We start from the raw sequence: 19765 nt of genomic DNA, 5'->3' as shown, positions 1-19765 counted from the left end.
TCCGATGCCCGGCGCACCCGGGGCCCCCGCCGCGAAGGCGGAGAACTTCGGCGCGTCCATGAAGCGCCTGCTCGGACGACTGCGCTCGCACCGGACCGCGGTCACGGTCGTCCTGATCCTGGCCGCGGCCAGCGTCGTGCTGTCGGTCATCGGCCCGCGCCTGATGGGCCACGCCACGAACATCATCTTCGACGGTGTGATCGGCCGGCAGCTGCCGGAGGGCCTGACCAAGGACCAGGCCGTCGACGGACTCCGCGCCGCCGGCGAGAACCAGTTCGCCGACATGGTCTCGGGCATGGACGTCGTGCCCGGTGCGGGCATCGACTTCACCGCCGTCGGCCAGGTGCTCGCGCTGGTGCTGGCGTTGTACCTCGCGTCGGCGTTCGTGTCGTGGCTCGCCGCGTACCTGCTGAACATCATCGTGCAGGGCGTCGTGCGGGATCTGCGCAACGAGGTGGAGCGGAAGATCAACCGACTTCCGTTGCGCTACTTCGACACCTCCTCGCGAGGTGACCTGCTCAGCCGCGTCACCAACGACATCGACAACGTCTCGCAGAGTCTGCAGCAGACGCTCAGCCAGTTGGTGACCGCCACGCTCAGCGTCATCGGCATCCTGGCGATGATGATCGTGATCTCGCCGCTGCTGGCGCTCATCGCGGTGCTCACCGTGCCGCTGTCCGCGGTCGTCGCGGCCAAGATCGCGAAGCGGTCGAAGCCCCACTTCGGTGCGGTGTGGAAGACCACCGGCGAGCTCAACGGTCAGGTCGAGGAGGCCCTCACCGGCCACGAACTGGTCACCGCCTACGGCCGCGGCCGTGAGGTCCAGGCCCAGTTCCAGGAGAAGAACGAGCATCTGTACCAGTCCGGGTTCAAGGCGCAGTTCATCTCCGGCATGGTGATGCCGGCGATCATGTTCCTCGGCAACCTCAACTACGTCGCGATCGCCGTGATCGGCGGCATGCGGGTCGCGTCGGGCACGATGAGCCTCGGCGACGTGCAGGCGTTCATCCAGTACTCCCGCCAGTTCACGCAGCCGCTCACCCAGATCGGTTCGATGGTGAACCTGCTGCAGTCGGGTATCGCGTCCGCCGAGCGCGTGTTCGCGGTCCTCGACGAGGACGAGGAGTCGGAGGATCCGGATCCCGCGCTCAGCCCGGCGCAGGCCCGAGGCCGCGTGGAGTTCGAGGACGTCCGGTTCGGCTACGACGCGGAGACCCCGCTCATCGAGGGCCTTTCGCTCACCGCGGAGCCGGGACAGATGGTCGCGATCGTCGGGCCGACGGGCGCCGGCAAGACCACGCTGGTGAACCTGATCATGCGGTTCTACGAGCTCGACGGCGGCCGCATCACGCTCGACGGCGTCGACATCTCGCAGATGACCCGCGACGATCTGCGCTCGCGGATCGGCATGGTCCTGCAGGACACGTGGCTGTTCGGCGGGACCATCCGCGACAACATCGCGTACGGTCACCCCAACGCCACCGACGAGCAGGTCCGCGAGGCCGCCCGGATGAGCTACGTGGACCGCTTCGTGCACATGCTGCCCGACGGCTACGACACGGTCATCGACGAAGAGGGCAGCAACGTCAGCGCCGGCGAGAAGCAGCTGATCACGATCGCCCGGGCGTTCATCGCGCAGCCGTCGATCCTGATCCTCGACGAGGCCACCAGCTCGGTCGACACCCGCACCGAACTGCTCGTCCAGCAGGCCACCGCGGTGCTGCGCAGCGACCGGACCAGCTTCGTGATCGCGCACCGGCTGTCCACGATCCGCGACGCCGACCTGATCGTCGTCATGGAGGACGGTCACATCGTCGAGCAGGGCAACCACGACGAACTGCTGGAACGGCGCGGCGCCTACTACACGCTGTACAACAGCCAGTTCGTGGGAGCCGTGGACTGATATGACCATGAAGCCGCTGGACCTCTTCGGGATCGACGCCCTCCTCTCGGAGGAGGAGCGGGACATCCAGGCGACGGTCCGGCGGCTCGTGGACGAACGACTCCGGCCACAGCTGCCGGAGTGGTTCGAGTCCGGCACGCTGCCGCGCGAGATCGCCCGCGATCTCGGCGGGCTCGGGCTGTTCGGCATGCACCTGCAGGGCTACGGCTGCGCCGGCACCAACGCCGTCAGCTACGGGCTCGCGTGCCTCGAGCTCGAGGCCGGCGACAGCGGGCTTCGCAGCTTCGTCTCGGTGCAGGGCTCGCTGTCGATGTTCTCGCTCCACCGCTACGGCTCGGAGGAGCAGAAGCAGGAGTGGCTGCCGCGGCTGGCGACCGGTGAGGCGCTCGGCTGCTTCGGGCTCACCGAGCCGGACTTCGGATCCAACCCGGCGGGCATGCGGACCCGAGCCCGCCGCGACGGCGACGACTGGATCCTCGACGGCACCAAGATGTGGATCACCAACGGCAGCCTCGCCGACGTCGCGACGGTATGGGCGCAGACCGACGACGGCGTCCGCGGCTTCCTGTTCCCCACGGACACACCGGGATTCACCGTCAACACCGTGCACGGGAAGCTGTCGATGCGGGCGTCGGTGACGTCGGAGCTGGTGCTCGACGGGGTCCGGCTGCCGGCGTCCGCGCAGCTGCCGGGCGCGCACAGCCTCGGCGCGCCGCTGTCATGCCTCAACGAGGCCCGGTTCGGCATCGTGTTCGGCGCGCTCGGCGCCGCCCGCGACAGCCTCGAGACGGCCATCGAATATGCCGGGACCCGAGAGGTGTTCGACCGCCCCCTCGCCGGCTACCAGCTCACGCAGGAGAAGCTCGCCGACATGACCCTCGAGCTCGGCAAGGGCATGCTGCTCGCGATCCAGCTGGGCCGGATCAAGGACCGCGGCGACATCACGCCCGACCAGATCAGCGTCGGCAAGCTCAACAACGTGCGCGAGGCCATCGCGATCGCCCGCGAGTGCCGGACCATCCTCGGCGCCAACGGCATCACGCTCGAGTACTCGCCGCTGCGGCACGCCAACAACCTCGAGTCGGTGCTCACCTACGAGGGCACCAGCGAGATGCACCTGCTCTCGATCGGTCGGGCGCTCACCGGGCACGCCGCGTTCCGCTGAGACACCTTAGGCTGGCACCGTAGAGCCGTCACCGACCAGGAGGCCGCACCATGGCTGTCGCAACCGCCGCACACGTCACCCGTGACCAGTTGCTCGACTTCATCCGCTCACGTCATCGCAGCGTTCTCGTCACCCGGAAACAGTCTGGGGGACTGCAGATCTCGCCCGTCACCTCGGGGCTGGACGCCGAGGGGCGGATCGTCGTCTCCACGTATCCGCAGCGGGCCAAGGCCGCGAATCTGCGCCGTGATCCGCAGGCGAGTGTGTGCGTGCTGTCCGACGAGTTCAACGGCGCCTCGTGCAGGTCGACGGCACGGCCGAGGTCCTCGACATGCCCGACGCGCTCGAACCGCTCGTCGAGTACTTCCGGTGCATCTCGGGCGAGCACCCCGACTGGGACGAGTACCGCGACGCGATGCGGGCGCAGAACAAGAGCCTCATCCGCATCACCATCGACAACTGGGGTCCGATCGCCACCGGGGGTTTCCCGCCGAGCCTCGCCCGCGATTAGCGTGTCTCCTATTCGGTGAAGAGTCGTAACCAGGTGCAAACCGCTGAGAGGATCACGCCTGCGCGGTAGGTGAGGGCAAGTTTGTCGACTTCTCGGAACCGACGGGACGTCCACCACGGGTGCCCCGTCGGAGGCGGTGGCCTTTCTGATCGGCGGGTTCGGCGATCACCGCTTCGATGCCCCGCGTCTGTAGATGGGCGCGGATAGCTTTCGACGAGTAGGCCTGTCGCCGAGCACCGCATCCGGCCTTGTCCTGGCGCGACCGGGGCCAAGTCGGGGCACCGGCAATGCGGACATCAAGATCGGGAACATCCGGGAGTCACCCGCTTGGCCTGGCCCGATCAGAAGGACCACCCCGGACACGGTTGCGCCAGCTCCACCGCCCTGCTGCGACTGGATCGGCGACGAAGGTTTCTCACCTCCATTCGAATCAACAGAGCGTCGTGGCGCACTCGGCGGAGCGTGAAAACTGGTTCTGGCAGATAGCGTGATCGAGCTGGTCGAAGTGTTGCGGTCGCTCGCTGGTTCAGCTGCGAAACGCGAACGGTCCGAATCCACCGATCGGCGGCTCGGCAATGTACACGGCTCCGGCCCCTTGTTCCGGCTCCGTGAGCTGATATCGGGATGTGGTGATGTAGAGCTGGTCGAATCGGGGGCCACCGAAAGTGCAGGCGGTGACCTGTCTTGCCGGAATGGTGATTTCGGCGTCGAGACAGCCATGACGGTCGGCGTGGACCAGGCGGCCTGCGTCGAAAAGAGCGAGCCAGACTCCGTCGGCCCGGTCGACGGCGAGGCCGTCGGGGAAACCCAGATCAGCAGTGTCCAGGAAGGACGTCCTGCTCGAGATGTTCCCGTCGGACCCGACAGTGATCATGTCGATCCGGCTGGTCAGGCTGTCGACGTAATAGGCGTGGGTGCCGCTCTGCGTCCATGCCAGACCATTCGAGCAGCCGACGCCGGACGCGGCTATGGTGGTGGCGCCGTCGGGGCGGAGCTGCCACAGCGCACCGGCGCCCGGGACCAAGTCGTAGGACATGGACCCGCACCAGAACCGGCCATCCGGATCGCAGGTTCCATCGTTCATACGGATGGAGGGATCGGTCCAGCATTCGATGGTGTCGGTAACCGTCCAGTGGTTGTCGAGCAGGGCAAAGCCACGTTCGATCCCGGCAACGAAACCGCCGCCACGTCGCGGGCGCAGGGCAGCGACCACCGGTCCGACGTTGACCCGTCGAGAGACCTCGCCGGCCCCGTCGAGCAAGACGATGTCGCCAGCGAGCATGTCGAGCACGACGAGGCCGTGGCCGTTCAGCCACACCGGCCCTTCACCGTGATGGGTCACAACACCGGTGAACTGTTGGGCTGTCGAGGTCTTCATCGGTTCACTGCTTCACCGGCTCTGTGGTGAGGGTTCCGTTGATGCGCCGGAGGATTCCCTCGGGGTTGCTGTCGTGCAGCCACAGGGGCAGTGCGTCTTCGGGGACGTGTTGGTAGGCGACTGTGCGCAGGAAGCGGTCGATCGCTGCGGTGCCGACGGCGGTGAATCGGGGATCGGTGGTGGCCGGATACGGCCCGCCGTGGAACTGCGCCCAACTGACCGCAACCCCGGTCGGCCAGTCGTCGACCAACACCCGCCCGGCTCGCCCGGCCAGCGCCGCGACCAGGTCGGCTACGTCCTCACCGGGCGCCCGCTGCAGGCCGGCAGTCAGCGAGCCGGGCAACACTGCGACCGCCTGCCACAGTTCCTCGGGTGAGTCGTAGGTGACCAGCAGGGTGGTGGGTCCGAAATGTTCCTCGGTGAGTCCCTCGACATCGGCCAACAGGGCGTCAACCGTGGTCTGTGCGACCGTGATCTGTTCGTGGGCTCCGGTCTGCTCTGTCGGCTCCAGCCCGGCCGCCACCTGTTGCACGGGTTTGTGTGCGAGGAAGTCTCGGAGCTGGCCGCGGTACTGGTCGCGCAGGTCGATGCCGAGCATCACCGGCGCGGGGAGGTCGGCGATCAGTGTCGCGACGCGGGCGGGGATGTCGCTGTCGGCCGGTAGCAGGACCAGTCCGGGCTTTGTGCAGAACTGGCCGGCGCCGAGCCGGAAGGACTGACTCAATCCCGCGGCGATCTCCTCGGGGCGCTCCGAGCTCGCGCGCCCGGTGACGACGACTGTGTTGATGCCGCCCAGTTCTCCGAAGAACGGGATCGGGTTCTCGCGGGCGGCCGCGATGTCGTGCAGGGCGCGGCCACCGACCGTGGATCCGGTGAAAGCTGCCGCAGCGATCTCAGGGGCGGCCAGGGCCGCTGTACCAGTGCTGTACCCGTTTACGAGTGCGAATATCCCTGCAGGTGCGTCATTTTCAGCAAAGGTGGCCGTGATGATGTCGGCGACCGCGGCCGACAGCAGCGGATGTCCGGGGTGGGCTTTGACGATTACCGGGCAGCCGGCAGCCCACGCGCTGGCGGTGTCGCCACCGGCGACGCTGAAAGCGAAGGGGAAGTTGCTGGCGGCGAACACCAGGACCGGGCCGATACCGACACGGATCGAACGCAGATCCGGACGTGGTGTGGGAGTCCATGCCGGGTCGGCGGTGTCAATCGTCGGGTCGAAGGGTTGGCCGGTCTCGGCGTGGGATGCCAGCAGCCGTAGCTGACCGGTTGCGCGGGCCAGCTCGCCGGTCAGCCGCGGAACTCCCAGGGCGGTCTCCCGGTCGGCCAAGGCCACCAGCTCGTCGGCGCGCTCGTCGAGCGCATTGGCGACCGCTCGCATCCAGGCTGCGCGCGTTGCTGCAGAAGCTGACGCGACCGCGGGTGCTGCTGTTGCCGCGGCGGTCAGGATGGTGCGCAACTCCTCGGATGTGGTGTCCTCGACGGAGCCGTTCACGCTTGCGTCCATCGGGTTCAGGCTGATCACAGTCATCGTGCGAGGGCTCCTTCCGTGCGCTGGATCTGCGCCATTGTGTTTGTGAGAACGCCGACTTGGTCGATGCACACGGTGACGACGTCGCCGTCGCGCAGGCCCTCGCCCAGCGGGGGGACGATGCCGGTTCCGGTGGAAAGCACGACACCATCGGGGAACTCGTTGGCTTGGAACAGCCATTCGACTAGTTCGGCGTAATCGCGTTTCATCGACGAGGTCCGGGTCTCGCCGCTGAATGCTGTTTCCTGACCGCGCTGGATCGTCATCGTGATGCCGAGATCTTCCGGGGCGGTGATCGACCACCACGGGACGATCTGTGGCGAGAGTGCGCAGCTACCGGTATACAGCTTGGCCTGCGGCAGGTAGATGGGGTTTTCGGCCTCGATTCCGCGGGCAGTGATGTCGTTGCCGACCAGCGCTCCGATGATCTCGGCGTGCCGGTTGAGGACCAGACACAGCTCCGGCTCGGGAACGCTGTCAGGGCAGTCGGCGCGGATCCCAGCCTGCTCACGATCGGTGCGTACCCGCCAGGCGGCGGATTTGAAGAACAGTTCCGGTCGTTGCGCGTCGTAGACGTCCTGGTACACCAGATCGTGCCGCGACTCCTCCATTCTGGCTGATCGGGACAGCAGGTAGGTGACGCCGGCGCCCCAGACCTCGGTAAGTCCGTCGATCGGTGCCAGCAGCGACGTTCGAGCGAGCGGCCGGACTACGCCGGTCGCGATCGCTTGCTCGGTGAGTTCCCTGATCTCGGCGGCGCTGTGTCGCAGCAGGGTCGCCATGTCAGGCAGCGGTAGCGGATGGATGCCGGTCGCGTCGAGCACGCCCAGTTTCGCTCTGCCGTCGTCGTCGAGGAATCGGACAAGGTTCATCGGTGGTCCTTTGCTTGCCGGGTCGTCTCGGTCATGACGTTTCGATGCTGGTGACCCGACGAACTGTGTCCGGGTCTTCTCTCAGGCCGGCTGCGATCTGCAGCCCCAGACCGGGCTCGGGTGAGAGGGCCGCAACTCCGTTCTGGATCTCGGGCAAGCCGGTGACCACGCGCGGGTACCAGGTGCGCAGGAAGGCACGCACGGTTTCCTGGATCAGGGCGTTGGGCTGCGCCATGGCCAGGTGGAAGCAGGCTGCCAGGGTGATCGGGCCGGTGCAGTCGTGTGGGGCGACTGGTACGGAGAACGCATCGGCGAGGTTGGCGACTTTCCGCGCTTCGGTGAGGCCACCGGTCCACTGGACGTCGACGGTGGCGTAGGCGATACGGCCCTGCTCGAGCAGCGGCAGGAAGCCGCGGCGTCCGAGCGCGGTCTCGCCGGTCGCGATCGGCACGCCGACTTCGTTGGTCAGGGCGCCCAGGGCGTCGACGGCGTCGGGGCGGACGGGGTCCTCCACCCAGAATGGCTGGTAGGGCTCCAATGCCCGGCAGATGTCGACGGCGGCGCGGCGCGACCACTGCCCGTGCAACTCCACCATGAGGTCCATGTCCATGCCGACCGCGTCGCGGATCTCCCGGATCACGGTCATCGCCGAATCCAGGTCGGCCGAAGTGATCCGGTTGCCCCCCGACCTCTCGGCGGCGTGATCGAAAGGCCAGACCTTCATCCCGCGCAGGCCCTCGGCGTAGAGCTCCTTGGCCAATCGGCCGGGTTGGGTGAGGAACGCGTCCAGGTCTTCGTACTCGCCTTGGCTGTGTCCCCAGTTGGACGAGGACTGCCGCGACGTGTCCTGGATGTAGCCCGGGCCGGCGCAAGTGTTGTAGACACCGATTGTGTCGCGGACCGGACCGCCGAGCAGTCGCGCCACGGTCTGTCCACTTTGCTTGCCCAGCAGGTCCCAGAGTGCAATGTCCACTGCGCCGTTGGCGCGCGTCTCGACTCCGCCGCCCTGGAATCCGACATACGGGGCGAGTAGGAGCGATACTGCTTCCGGTGTCGGCTCGTCGAGACCGAGAAGCAGTGGGGCGACGTGGGAATGCAGGTATGCCTCGACCGCAGCCGACTGCAGAAACGTATCGCCGAGTCCGACGAGGCCCTCGTCGGTGTGCAGGACGAGGACGCAGAGGTTGTTCTGGAATCGGGGCCGCAGCGTCTCCAATGCGACAATATGCACGCTAAATCACAGGCCTTTCGTATACGTGGTGAGCGCGTGACTCCCGCCCCCGAGTGCCGGCGGTGTGCACGCGAACGAACATGGATCAAAGAAGGATCGAGACCGTGTCGACCACGCCCCATCGACCATTCCCGCCAGGCCCGACGCGCCCGGCCCGCTCAGTTGGATTCGGTTGGCGGGCCGTCGATTTGGGGGTCGGTGGGCAGATCCGCGATCGACCGGCTGACATCGTTGAGCAGTGCGGCGATGTTGGGTGCGCCCGCTGCGCGGCGGTTGAGTACATCAGACAAGGCGACGTCGAGGTCATCCCCGTAGAAGTGCTGGGCGGCTTCGATGTGCTCGGTCATCGCCAGCCGCGCCGCATCAGGGTCCTTGTTTGCGATCGCTTCGAGGATGACGTTGTGCAGCGGTAGTGCCGCCCCGGTGACCGTGCGGTCGGTGAGGCTCCGCAGCATGACTCCGTGGGTCAGCGGTCGGATCGAGCCGAACATGATCTGAATGACCGGGTTCCGCGAGGCGATGGCGATCGCCTCATGAAACGCCACATCCAGATCCGCGCAGGTCGACAGCGCGCTCTGCTGGTCGAGCGCGTCGAGGATACGGCGCATATCCGCCAGATCGTCTTCGGACCTGTGCTCCGCAGCGAGTGCCGCCGCTTGCCCCTCGAGCATTGCGCGTGCGACCACCAGATGCCGCGCGGTGACCTCACCACGCCGTACCAGCAGAAGCGGATCTCCACCGTCGCTGGTCGGCCGTATCTGACGGACGAAACTCCCGCGACCCGCGGCCACACTGATCAAGCCGCGCTCCTGCAGAGACCGCAGCGCCTCCCGGATCACCGGACGACTCACCGCGTACTCCTGGGACAGCACCCGCTCCGACGGCATTCGCGAACCGGGCGGCCATTCTCCCGCTACGAGGCGCTCCTCGAGCATCGCCGCAAGATGTGCGCCGGACGGCGGGGTTGCTGGATCACCATAACTGGCATGACCGGTCATACCAGTTAGTATGGCAGGCTCGAAACCGGCCGTCAAGTGCATGGATCGCTCTCCGCAGTGATCTGCACTACCGCCGTTCGAGGGGCGGCCGACGGCGCCGACCCACGGTTGAGGTGGAGGCGCGCCCATGCGGTGCACAGGGCCGCCGAGTCGGCCTCAGTCGAGCGGATAGAGGCTTGCGCCGCCGTCGACCAGGAGCGTCGAACCTGTCATGTACGAGGCGAGATCCGAGCACAGGAACAGGAAGGCGTCGGCAACCGACTCCGCGGTCTGCAGCGATCCCAGTGGGACGGCACGTGCGGCCCGAGTGCGGTAGTCCGGGTCGGTGTCCCACTGGTGTTTGGCCATGCCGACACCCACGATGCCCGGCGAGAGCGCGTTGCTGCGGATCCCGTACGGCGCCAGCTCTCGGGCGAAGCTGCGCATCAGGGATTTGATGGCGGCTTTGGAGGCGCTGTAGGGGGCGATGCCCGGCCAGGGCACATCGGAGACCCAACTCGTGGTGAAGATCAAATGCCCGGGCTCGTGGTGTTCTCGCCACAGTGCGGCCGCGGCGCGGGCGACCAGGAAGCTGCCGGTGGTGTTCACGTCCTGGATCAGGCGGAAGGCGTCCAAGGGAAATTCCTGGACGGGGTGGGCGTCGCCGACCACTCCCGCGTGGCAGCACACGATCGTCGGCCGGCCTCCCAGCCATTCGTCGGACTGGGCGACCATGTCGCGGACGGCGACCGGATCGGTGACATCGCAGCGGTGGTAGCGGACACGGGGATGCGAGGAGATCTTGGCGCCGTCATCGGCGGTGTCCACTACTCCAACGGTCGCGCCATGGTCTGCCAGGCGGCGGACGATCGCCGGCCCCAGACCGCCCAGGCCACCCGTGAGCAGGACGGTATGCCTCGACAGATCGAGCGCGCCGTGGTGTTGCTGATCAAAGTCTCTGGTGCTCATCGGCAATCCACCGCAACCTTCAGGACCTCCGCGTCCGGCGCGGCGAGCAGAGGCAGCGCGACTGTCACCAACTCCGGCAGTGGAACGCGGTGTGTGATCAGTTCTCTCGCCTGGAGTCTGCCGTCGGCGAGCATCCGCACCGCTTGGGCGACGTCCACATCCCACAGATGAGCCGCGGACCCGATCAGTCGGCGTTCGCCCAACACCACCGGGGAGAGCGGAAGCGGCTGGGGCTGCGCGCCGAGGCCGACGGCGACGACGGTGCCTCCCGGGCGAACCAGAGCTAGGGATCGCTCGATCTGCCCGGGCGCCCCGCTGCATTCATAAATGACGTCGACGCCGGGATCGTCGAGGTCCTCGATAAACATGTCCAGTTCCTCGGGCGCCAGCGCTCGCACGGCCGAATGGTGTTGGGCGAAGGCCTGGCGGAACGGGCTCGGGTCCACGATCCAGCAGTTCGCTGCGCCCAGAGCCAGTGCCGCCTGGGCGGTCAACTGGCCGATCGTGCCGCCGCCGATGACGACCGCGGTCGAACCGATCGGATCGGGAGCCTTGCGAACCGCACGGACCGCCACCGCGGCCGGCTCGGCCAGAACCGCGTCCTCGGCGCTCAGACCAGACGGAAGGGGAACGCAGGTCCGGGCCCGCGCGACCATGAACTCGGCCAGACCGCCGTCGTCCTGTTGCCCGAGAACCGAAAGGTTCGGGCACAGGCCGTCCTCGTGCCGCAGGCACCACCAGCAGCTGCCGCAGCCGTTCACCACATCGGGTACCACCATCGTGCCGACGGGTGGCCCGCTGCCGTCGCGTGCGGCTTCGACGACTTCGCCGACGACCTCATGCCCCAGGGTCAGCGGCGCCGTGCGCCCACTGAGGGGGTGGGGGTCGTCCACCGGAATGATGAGTGGTCCATCGCGGAACTCTTCCAAATCGGTTCCGCATATGCCGCACCAGTGGACCTTGACCAAGAGTTCGTCGTCGCGCCGTGGGCGCGGCTGGACGTCTTCGAGTCGGACGTCACCGCGACGATGCCATCGAGCCGCGAGCATCGAATATCCCTCCTGAAATGCACTCTTGCAGATCACTGCGAGCAGCGAACTGGCTGATTTAAGGACCGGATCGTATACCGGTCACACCGGTTTGACCAGTTTGGAATTGGTCATCCGAAACCCTTGACGGCCGAGTTTCGGCGTAGTCATACTTTCCGGCATGACCGGTCATACCAGTTGTGCCGGGAGGCTGCCGCACCCTTCTCGACTCGGCCCGAGAGCGGCCGCTGAAGGAAGCCCGAAAGTGCTGTCCGGTCACCGACAAGAGCCGTGGAGGGCCTTAGTGAACTCAGCAACCAGAACCATGCAGGACCCGGCGAACTCCGGGGGCTATGTGCCAGTCACGCACCGCGGGATCGATCCCGCCGCCCTCGACGTGCCGGACTCCCCGATGCTTCGCGTCGATCCCAGCCAGATGGCCGATCAGCAGGCCGCACCGTGGTCCGGCATTACCTGGCCCGACGGCGCCGCGCACCTCCTCGAGGTCGACCGGGATCGAGCACGCGAGACGGGAGCCCGTCGGTGAGCACGACCGGACTGCAAACAAGGCAGGCGTCCAACCAGATCAGGCACGTCATCTTCATCACCGCAGCCGCCGCCATGGGCGGCTTTCTGTTCGGTTACGACAGCGCGGTCATCAACGGTGCCGTCGCGGCCATCCGGGACCGATACGACATCGGGTCGGCAGCCTTGGCTCAGGTCGTCGCCATCGCGCTGATCGGGTGTGCGATCGGCGCGGCCACCGCGGGCCGGCTGGCGGACCGCATCGGGCGAATTCGCGTCATGCGGATCGCAGCGGTCCTGTTCCTGGTAAGTGCGGTCGGATCGGCATTGCCCTTCGCGCTGTGGGATCTGGCGATGTGGCGCATCCTCGGCGGCATCGGAATCGGAATGGCGTCGGTGATCGGCCCCGCCTACATCGCCGAGGTAGCGCCGCCGGCCTATCGCGGGCGGCTCGGTTCGTTCCAGCAGGCGGCGATCATCTTCGGCATCGCGCTCTCGCAGCTGGTCAACTACGCAATTCTGCAGATTGCCGACGGTGACCAGCGCGGCATCATCGCCGGATTCGAGGCCTGGCAGTGGATGCTGGGCGTGATGGCGGCGCCGGCCCTGCTCTACGGGGTGGTTTCGTTCAAGATTCCCGAGTCACCGCGCTACCTGATCTCCGTGGACCGCACCGCGGAAGCGAAGAAGGTGCTCGCCGAAGTGGAAGGCGAGAACATCGACCTGGACGCGCGAGTCGCCGAAATCCACCAGGCGATGCGCAGCGAACACAAGTCCACCTTCAAGGACCTGCTCGGTGGTCGATTCGGATTCCTACCCGTGGTGTGGGTCGGCATCGGGCTTGCGGTGTTCCAGCAGCTGGTCGGCATCAATGTGGCGTTCTACTACTCGGCCACGCTGTGGCAGTCGGTGGGAATCGACCCGTCGAGCTCGTTCCTGTATTCGTTCACCACCTCGATCATCAACATCATCGGCACGGTCATCGCCGTGGCACTGGTGGACCGGATCGGCCGAAAACCGCTGGCGCTTATCGGCTCAATCGGCATGACCATCTCGCTCGCGCTGGATGCCTGGGCGTTCTCCGCAAAAACCGGGTCCGGCGCCGCCGCGTCGCTCCCGCACGCTCAAGGCTTGGTCGCGCTGATCTCGGCGCATTCGTTCGTGCTGTTCTTCGGCCTGTCCTGGGGTGTGGTGGTGTGGGTGATGCTCGGCGAGATGTTCCCGAACAGGATTCGTGCAGCCGCTCTCGGCCTGTCCGCCTCCGTACTGTGGATCGCCAACTGGGTCGTCACCGCGACCTTTCCCTCGCTGTCGGACTGGAACCTGTCCGGCGCCTACGTGATCTACGCGGTCTTCGCGGGCCTATCGATACTGTTCGTGCTCCGGTTCGTTCCGGAGACTCGGGGCAAGACGCTCGAGGAAATGGGGTAGCGATTCGGGCTCGACCCGGTACGCAGATATTCGGGTTGAGCATGCACCCATGCGACCCGTACCGGTGAATGGGCCGCTGGGCCGGATCGAACGCGCAAACGCTGCAATACGACGAGCGTCGTGGGTTGCTGGCGCGGCCGTCGCGCTCGTCCCGCGAGGTATCACAGTTGTCCGGTCGACGAGGTAGCGGTGGTGCGGTTCATCCGACGGCGGCCCAGATGATCGCGACGCGGCTCGTGCGCTGGCACCGAGCCGCGTCGCGCAACTGCCGGATGGACCCCGAGATCGAGCGTTGATCGACAACGGTATTTCCGTACACGGTTCATCCTCGAGCTCGTCCCCGCCAGGCGTGTACGGCGGTCCGAGGTTGATCGCGGAGGTACGCGCTGTTCCTGTCGGCCATGCCCGAGCGGTGGCATGCCCAACCAGATCCTCGCCGAGCCGGGTGTAGCAACCTCTTTGGTTGACACTGGCTGTACCCGGCCATCAGGTTGGTTGCAGTCGGCTGATCGGAGGTAGTCCTCCGAGCGCGCTGTCGCGTCGTCGAGTGTTGTAGTACTCGAGCCAGGGTGCAAGCGCGCCGGCGCGTTCGGTGTTGCTGGTGAAGACCTGCCGGTAGGCCCACTCGGATTGCAGGGTCCGGTTCAGGCGTTCGACCTTCCCGTTTTGCCAGGGGCAGTGCGGTTTGATGAACACCTGATTGGCTCCGAGTTCCGCGCAGACGCCATGGAGCGAATGCTTGTAGGCCCACGCGTTGTCGATCATCATCCGCCCGATCCGGTCGATACGGTGGGCTCGGGAGTATCCGGCGGCGCGGGTGAGGAATCCGGCGCAGGTCACGCCCTTCTCGTCGGGCAGGATCTCGGGGTACGCGAGCCGGGAGTGGTCGTCGACGAGGGAGTGCACATAGTCGAATCCCGTGCGCACATCACGGTTTCGGTTTCCTGCCACTCGTCCGTGGGCGCGCCACCCGCCGCCGTCGGGGATGCGGCCGAGCTTCTTGATATCCATGTGAACCAGCTCGCCGGGCCGGTGACGCTCGTAGCGGACCGCGGTGGCCTTCGGCGAGCGGACCACCGCCCCGGTCATCGGGTCACAGTCGGCCAGGTACGGCATCTGGTGGCGGCCCAGAACCCGGGAAAGGGTACGGGCCGGTACCTCGAGTTCCGCTGCGAGCCAGTCCGGTCCGCGCCGTTCCAGCATGCGGAGCTCAACGATCCGCGTCTCGACCGCGGCCGCGGTTCGGGTCGGCATTGTGTGCGGGCGTGAGGACCGATCGCGTAACCCGGCCTCACCCTCGTCCTCGGAGCGGGCCACCCAAGTGGACACGCACTTGCGGGAAACCCCTATTGCACTGGCGATATGGGCCTTCGGCCAGCCGTTTTGGTAGCGCTCGACGATGAGCATTCGCTCGAGATATGTGATGCGGGCATTGCTCGTGGGACACGAGAACCTCCGGTCGGATGTGGGCCTTAGGCAAGCCACACCCCAACCGGAGGTTCTCTTCATATCAAGCCGACACGCCCCTACCAACGTCCTGACCGGGTACACCTAGATGCTGCGAGGAGCCTCCGAGACCGGAGACTCCTCGCGACCGGGTCCGTGGTCGGCCGCCTTCCGTCGATGTGACTGTGCCGGAAGCGGCTTCGGTCAGCGTGGGCCGCGGACCAGGGCGCCGGGCCGGGCGCCGGTGTCCTCGCCGTCGCGCAGCACCACCTGACCGGACACGATGGTGGCCCGGTACCCGTCGGCGCGCTGCAGCAGCCGCCGCGCCCCGCCGGGTAGGTCGTGTTCGACGGCCGGCGGCCGCAGTTGCAGCCGCTCGAAGTCGATGACGTTGAGGTCGGCCTTCTTGCCCTCGGCGATCACACCGCGATCGCCGAGCCCGTAGATGGTCGCCGTGTCCAGTGTCATCTTCTTCACCGCGGTCGCCAACGGAATCTGCGCACCTCGGGAGCGATCACGCGCCCAATGGGTGAGCAGATACGTGGTGTTGGACGCGTCGCAGATGGCGCCCGCGTGCGCTCCGCCGTCGCCGAGCCCCACCGCGGTCGCGGGGTGCATCAGCATCTCCCGGAGTGCATCGTGGGTGAAGTCGGAATAGTTGAGCAGCGGCCGGAAGAACAGTGAGCGACCGGAATCCGAGAGCAGCAGGTCGTACGCGTATTCGAACGGATCCCGCCCGGCACGCTCGGCCTCGTGCGCGAGGCTGACCTCGGGTGCGGGCTCGTACTCCGGTGGGTTGCCGAGGTTGAAGGTCCGATCCAGTTGGCTGAGGTACGGCATCTTGTTGGTGGGCGAGTCGGACTCGGCGAGCACGTCCCGTCGGACCGCGGGGTCGCGAAGGGCGGCGACCAGTGCGTCGAGGTCTCCGGCCGAGCGTTCGACGGCGGCGAGGTAGCTGGGCCGGGTCGAGAACGCGTTGAACGTCTGCAACCCGGTCAGCAGACCCAGCGGACGTGCCGGCACTTGCGGGCGCAGCGGAATGCCGGACTCGTAGGCGCCGGCGGCGAGGTCCAGCAACCGCTTCCAGTCGTCAGGTACGGCATCGTGCTGCATCAGACCGAAACACACTGTCCGCCCGGTGAGTTCGGCCAGCCGCAGCATCCAGTCCATTTCTCGATCGGGTGCCGCGAGATCCTCGCCCATGATGCCCGCGGGCGCGAGTTCGAAGACCCCGGTGCCCGCGGCGGCCAACGCCTGCCCGATCGCGAACAGTTCGTCCTCCGCGGCGAAGGTGCCCGGTACCGGCTCGCCGTCGATGGCCTTGTGCGCGATGGTGCGTGAGGTCGAGAAACCCAGCGCCCCGGCCTCGACGCCTTCGCGTACCAACTTGGCCATCAGCGCGATGTCCTCGGGCGAGGCGGGCTCGTTGCGGGCGCCCCGCTCGCCCATGACGTAGGCCCGCACCGACCCGTGCGGTACGTGCGTCCCGACATCGATGGCCAGCGGCAGGCGATCGATCTCGTCGAGGTACTGCGGGAACGACTCCCAGCCCCACTTGATGCCCTCCGACAGTGCGGCGCCCGGAATGTCCTCGACGCCCTCCATCAACCCGATCAGCCACTCCCGCTTGGCCTCGGTGACGGGTGCGAATCCCACGCCGCAATTGCCCATCACCGCGGTGGTGACGCCGTGCCAGCAGCTGGGCGTCAGCATCGGATCCCAGGTGACCTGCCCGTCGTAGTGGGTATGGATGTCGACGAATCCCGGTGTCACCACCAAGCCGGTTGCATCGATGACCTCGTCGGCGTCGGCGTCGCTGAGGCCGACGCCGGGCGTGACCGCCGCGATCCGGCCGTCGCGGACACCGATGTCGGCGACATAGGGCTCACCCCCGGTCCCGTCCACCACTGTTCCGTTCGAGATGACAAGAGAGAAATTCATAGTCAGTCCTCGCTGATCGGGAATCTGCGCGCCATCCGTACCGTGCTGACGTTCCGCAGGTTAACTCGACAGGGTGTCAGCGAGAGGCGTTTTGGCTGTTTGTTCGGGTGGCGAGGGCGAGGATCCGAGGGTTCCCACGGTGCCAATGGCGGTGAGAGAACGCGTTCGTGACCGCCAATTACGCGAGACAGCCCGGATGCATCGCGTGTCTGTCGAAGAACTTCAACGATCGAGCGGCGCGTCGAGCGCGACGTGGGGTTCCCAGCGATAGCACCACGTGGACAGCGGTTGGCCAGATTCGTCGAGCTCGGGGCCCACCCTGACATAGACGTCGTTTGCGGACGTGGTGATTGTTGGCGGCAGGGGGATCGAAACGTCCTTGGAGTCGCCATGCTGCGGTCCGCCGTACAGCCATGCCGTGACGACAGTTCGAGCGGAACGCGACTGACCACTCACAGGCTTGATTGTATTGGGGGCCCTGGGTCTGCCCGGACAAACCCGGAAATGCTCGCCGGATAGACGCCAAGCAGCTCTGCGGGAGCACCGGTATCGCGGTGCTCGCGCAGAGCTGCTGTTCGGCTTCGGCCCGGCTCAGTCCTCGGACTGCTTCTGCCGGCGCGCGGCCATTTCCTCCACCAGGATGGGAACACCGAGGTTGCAGGAGTGGATGCCCACGATCGTTGCGAGCTTGAGCACCTCGAGAATCTCCTCGGGCGTCACTCCCATGTCCAACGCGGCCTGAATATGACGCCGCGTGCCGGGCGCATACATGTGGGTCGCCGACGCATCGACCGCAATGCAAAGCAATTGCACCACCTTCGGTGGGATGACGCCGCTCTGGAATGGCTGCATCGCCATCTTCATGTACAGCTCGGTCCACTCGGGGTCCATTTCGTACAGCCCGTCCCAGAGCTCGTTCCAGCCGCCGCCGGCCTTCATACCCTCGACAACGGGGAAGTCGCTGTTCGCTTGAGTCATCGTGTTATCTCCTATTGGCGGGATTTCTGTTGGCCGTGATCGGCGAAGGGGCGGCAGCCGGCCGAATCTTCGAGTAGCGCAGACCGATTGAGCATTGGCGGGCAGCGGTGTTCCCGTGGCCACGCGCACTCGCGCGTGACGAGGCTCGTGCTGGTGGCGTCGTTGACGGCGATTCCGATGATCGCGGTCGTGGGCGATCGTCGGGGGACATCACAGGTGGCTACGGGGTGATGGCGATCACGCTATCGTAGAGTGTCGGACTCGGACTTGACGATGCGGGTCGCCAAACTTGACCAATGGGGAGACTGAGCCCGGATGCTGATGCTCAGAAGTGCCGTTCTGAACGGCTATGTCGAGGTGGCGGAGTCGGTGGGTTTGAACCCCCACCCGCTGATGCGAGTCGCGGGGATCGACCCGGGCGCCTTCGCAGCCACCACCGGGTGGATCTCGGCGCAGTCGGTGGACCACTTGCTCGAGATCTCCGCGGCGCAGTCGGGCTGTGCGGATTTCGGCATCAGGATGTCAGGCAACCGCGGGATGTCCAACCTCGGTCCGGTGGGGCTCGTCGCCCGGGAGGAGCCCGATGTCCGCAGTGCGTTGGGAATCGTCCTGCGCCACATGAACCTGCACAACGAGGCCATCAGCCTTGGTCTGACCGAGTCCAGAGGCCTGGCCACCTTCCATGCGCAGTCCGCCCCGGGAATCACCCTGGGACACCAATCCCTCGAACTGGTGGTCGCGTCCGTCTTCCGTATTCTCGCGGATCTACTCCCCGAGGGCTGGCGTCCGGTGGCCACCTATTTCGCGCACGAGGCACCTCCCGATATCGCGATGCACCACCAGGTGTTCGGCCCAACCGTGGTCTTCGGGCATGAGATTGACGGGATCATCATCCCGGCCAGCGATCTCGACACGCCGAACCCACTGTCCAACCCGATGCTGCGACCCTTCGCGCAGGAGTATCTAGGGCTGCTGGCCCCGGCCACCGGGGCCTCGGTGTCGCTCCAGGTCCGCGACCTGATCGCCACGCTCTTGCCCACGGAGAGTTGCTCGGTCTCGCGTATCGCGCACAGCTTGGGCATGGATCGGCGCACGCTGCACCGCCATCTGGCTCATTCGGGCGACTCGTACTCCTCGATTCTCGACTCCGTTCGCAAGGAGCACGCACGACTCGCGATCGAGCGCGGAGACTGCTCCCTCACCGAGATTGCTGCGGAGTTGGGGTTCTCGGAGCTGAGTGCCTTCTCGAGGTGGTTCCGGCAGCGATTCGGCGTCAGCCCGCGGGCCTGGGCGAAAACGTCCGCAGCGGACACCTCCTTCTCGCCGCCTGCCGGCTGATGAAACCTTCTGTCCCGCTTAATGCTCCGGCGACGCATTCGGCGCCGGCCTGATCTTTTCGCAGTGGGCGAAGCTGTCGGGTATCAGCGCGATCGGTGTGGACTTCGCCGAGGGGGAGTCGCGGTGGCGCGCGCCGATTCACAAACGATCCCAATCGGTCAAGAGTTGCGACCCAAACCGTCAAGTTTGAGCCCCGTCTCCGGGCTACTGTGATCGCCATCACCCCGCAGCCGCGTGTGGTGTCGCCCCGATGGCCGATCGGGCGGGACGGCATATCGCGCGGTGGCCCAGTCCGTGTTCTCGGCTGGCGCCTCTCTTCCACGAACGGAGTTCCACAATGCATTTCCACGACGACGCACTGTTCCCGGAGAACCAGGAGAAGCTGGTCATCACCGTCGCGCCGTACGGCCCGGAGTGGGCGGTGGAGGACTTCCCGGAGGATCTGCCGCTGACGATGGACGAGCATGTCCAGCAGGCGGTGGACTGCTACGAGGCCGGCGCGACGGTGCTGCACATCCATGTCCGTGAGGAGGACGGTAAGGGC

Annotated in this window: 17 protein-coding genes and 1 pseudogene; 7 read left to right on the top strand and 11 right to left on the bottom strand. The window is 66.5% G+C overall.

Annotated features, from left to right (window positions below; all coding sequences use genetic code 11):
• Nucleotides 1-4 precede the first annotated feature (4 nt).
• The 3 genes and pseudogenes from J2X34_RS17690 to J2X34_RS17680 all read left to right on the top strand — a co-directional run bounded on the left by J2X34_RS17690 (nucleotide 5) and on the right by J2X34_RS17680 (nucleotide 3579).
• Nucleotides 5-1903, top strand: a complete 1899-nt coding sequence (locus tag J2X34_RS17690) for an ABC transporter ATP-binding protein (RefSeq protein WP_114723880.1) — start codon at nucleotides 5-7, stop codon at nucleotides 1901-1903.
• Between the two features lies 1 nt (nucleotide 1904).
• Nucleotides 1905-3068, top strand: coding sequence for an acyl-CoA dehydrogenase family protein (locus J2X34_RS17685; RefSeq protein ID WP_429518692.1), 1164 nt, complete (start codon nucleotides 1905-1907; stop codon nucleotides 3066-3068).
• A gap of 50 nt (nucleotides 3069-3118) precedes the next feature.
• Nucleotides 3119-3579: pseudogene (locus tag J2X34_RS17680) on the top strand (PPOX class F420-dependent oxidoreductase).
• Nucleotides 3580-4105: 526 nt separating this feature from the next.
• Here the strand turns inward: J2X34_RS17680 and J2X34_RS17675 are convergent.
• The 7 genes from J2X34_RS17675 to J2X34_RS17645 all read right to left on the bottom strand — a co-directional run bounded on the left by J2X34_RS17675 (nucleotide 4106) and on the right by J2X34_RS17645 (nucleotide 11583).
• On the bottom strand, nucleotides 4106-4897 hold the full coding sequence (locus J2X34_RS17675; protein WP_429518690.1) for an SMP-30/gluconolactonase/LRE family protein: 792 nt from the start codon (nucleotides 4895-4897) through the stop codon (nucleotides 4106-4108).
• 64 nt (nucleotides 4898-4961) lie between these two features.
• Nucleotides 4962-6485 carry an aldehyde dehydrogenase family protein gene (locus tag J2X34_RS17670; RefSeq protein ID WP_429518689.1) on the bottom strand — a complete coding sequence of 508 codons (1524 nt, stop codon included), beginning with the start codon at nucleotides 6483-6485 and terminating at the stop codon, nucleotides 4962-4964.
• A complete protein-coding gene (locus tag J2X34_RS17665; RefSeq protein WP_429518687.1) occupies nucleotides 6482-7357 on the bottom strand; it encodes a fumarylacetoacetate hydrolase family protein in 876 nt (291 codons plus the stop codon). Before J2X34_RS17665 ends, J2X34_RS17670 begins: the two co-directional genes overlap by 4 nt.
• A 31-nt stretch (nucleotides 7358-7388) precedes the next feature.
• Entirely contained in the window at nucleotides 7389-8588 is a 1200-nt protein-coding gene (locus J2X34_RS17660; protein WP_429518685.1) for a mandelate racemase/muconate lactonizing enzyme family protein, read from the bottom strand.
• A 158-nt stretch (nucleotides 8589-8746) separates the two neighbouring features.
• Entirely contained in the window at nucleotides 8747-9586 is an 840-nt protein-coding gene (locus tag J2X34_RS17655) for a FadR/GntR family transcriptional regulator (protein ID WP_429518683.1), read from the bottom strand.
• Between the two features lie 156 nt (nucleotides 9587-9742).
• Nucleotides 9743-10534: an SDR family NAD(P)-dependent oxidoreductase gene (locus J2X34_RS17650; RefSeq protein WP_429518681.1), complete on the bottom strand. Its 792-nt coding sequence runs from the start codon at nucleotides 10532-10534 to the stop codon at nucleotides 9743-9745.
• A complete protein-coding gene (locus J2X34_RS17645; RefSeq protein ID WP_429518679.1) occupies nucleotides 10531-11583 on the bottom strand; it encodes an alcohol dehydrogenase catalytic domain-containing protein in 1053 nt (350 codons plus the stop codon). Before J2X34_RS17645 ends, J2X34_RS17650 begins: the two co-directional genes overlap by 4 nt.
• 283 nt (nucleotides 11584-11866) lie before the next feature.
• On the opposite strand from J2X34_RS17645, the gene J2X34_RS17640 reads away from it, so the two are divergent.
• Nucleotides 11867-12109 (top strand): hypothetical protein, encoded by a 243-nt coding sequence (locus tag J2X34_RS17640; RefSeq protein ID WP_429518677.1) that lies wholly within the window; start codon nucleotides 11867-11869, stop codon nucleotides 12107-12109.
• Entirely contained in the window at nucleotides 12106-13518 is a 1413-nt protein-coding gene (locus J2X34_RS17635; RefSeq protein ID WP_429518675.1) for a sugar porter family MFS transporter, read from the top strand. The genes J2X34_RS17640 and J2X34_RS17635 overlap by 4 nt, the downstream gene beginning before the upstream one ends.
• 486 nt (nucleotides 13519-14004) lie before the next feature.
• On the opposite strand, the gene J2X34_RS17630 is transcribed toward J2X34_RS17635, so the two are convergent.
• The 4 genes from J2X34_RS17630 to J2X34_RS17615 all read right to left on the bottom strand — a co-directional run bounded on the left by J2X34_RS17630 (nucleotide 14005) and on the right by J2X34_RS17615 (nucleotide 17883).
• On the bottom strand, nucleotides 14005-15003 hold the full coding sequence (locus J2X34_RS17630) for an IS481 family transposase (RefSeq protein ID WP_429518673.1): 999 nt from the start codon (nucleotides 15001-15003) through the stop codon (nucleotides 14005-14007).
• A 165-nt stretch (nucleotides 15004-15168) separates the two neighbouring features.
• Nucleotides 15169-16905, bottom strand: coding sequence for an N-acyl-D-amino-acid deacylase family protein (locus tag J2X34_RS17625; protein ID WP_429518671.1), 1737 nt, complete (start codon nucleotides 16903-16905; stop codon nucleotides 15169-15171).
• Nucleotides 16906-17127: 222 nt separating this feature from the next.
• Nucleotides 17128-17361, bottom strand: a complete 234-nt coding sequence (locus J2X34_RS17620) for a hypothetical protein (RefSeq protein ID WP_429518669.1) — start codon at nucleotides 17359-17361, stop codon at nucleotides 17128-17130.
• 135 nt (nucleotides 17362-17496) lie between these two features.
• Nucleotides 17497-17883 carry a carboxymuconolactone decarboxylase family protein gene (locus J2X34_RS17615; RefSeq protein WP_114723866.1) on the bottom strand — a complete coding sequence of 129 codons (387 nt, stop codon included), beginning with the start codon at nucleotides 17881-17883 and terminating at the stop codon, nucleotides 17497-17499.
• A 315-nt stretch (nucleotides 17884-18198) separates the two neighbouring features.
• Between J2X34_RS17615 and J2X34_RS17610 the strand changes: the two genes are divergently transcribed.
• Both J2X34_RS17610 and J2X34_RS17605 read left to right on the top strand, forming a co-directional pair.
• Nucleotides 18199-19221 (top strand): AraC family transcriptional regulator, encoded by a 1023-nt coding sequence (locus J2X34_RS17610; RefSeq protein WP_429518667.1) that lies wholly within the window; start codon nucleotides 18199-18201, stop codon nucleotides 19219-19221.
• A gap of 337 nt (nucleotides 19222-19558) precedes the next feature.
• On the top strand, nucleotides 19559-19765 hold a 207-nt coding region (locus tag J2X34_RS17605), incomplete at its 3' end, for a 3-keto-5-aminohexanoate cleavage protein (protein WP_429518665.1).

The organism is Rhodococcus sp. BE178, from assembly GCF_050433545.1.
GTDB lineage: Bacteria > Actinomycetota > Actinomycetes > Mycobacteriales > Mycobacteriaceae > Prescottella.
Note: the sequence above shows the minus strand (reverse complement) of the source record. Positions and strands in the feature narration are given on the sequence as shown.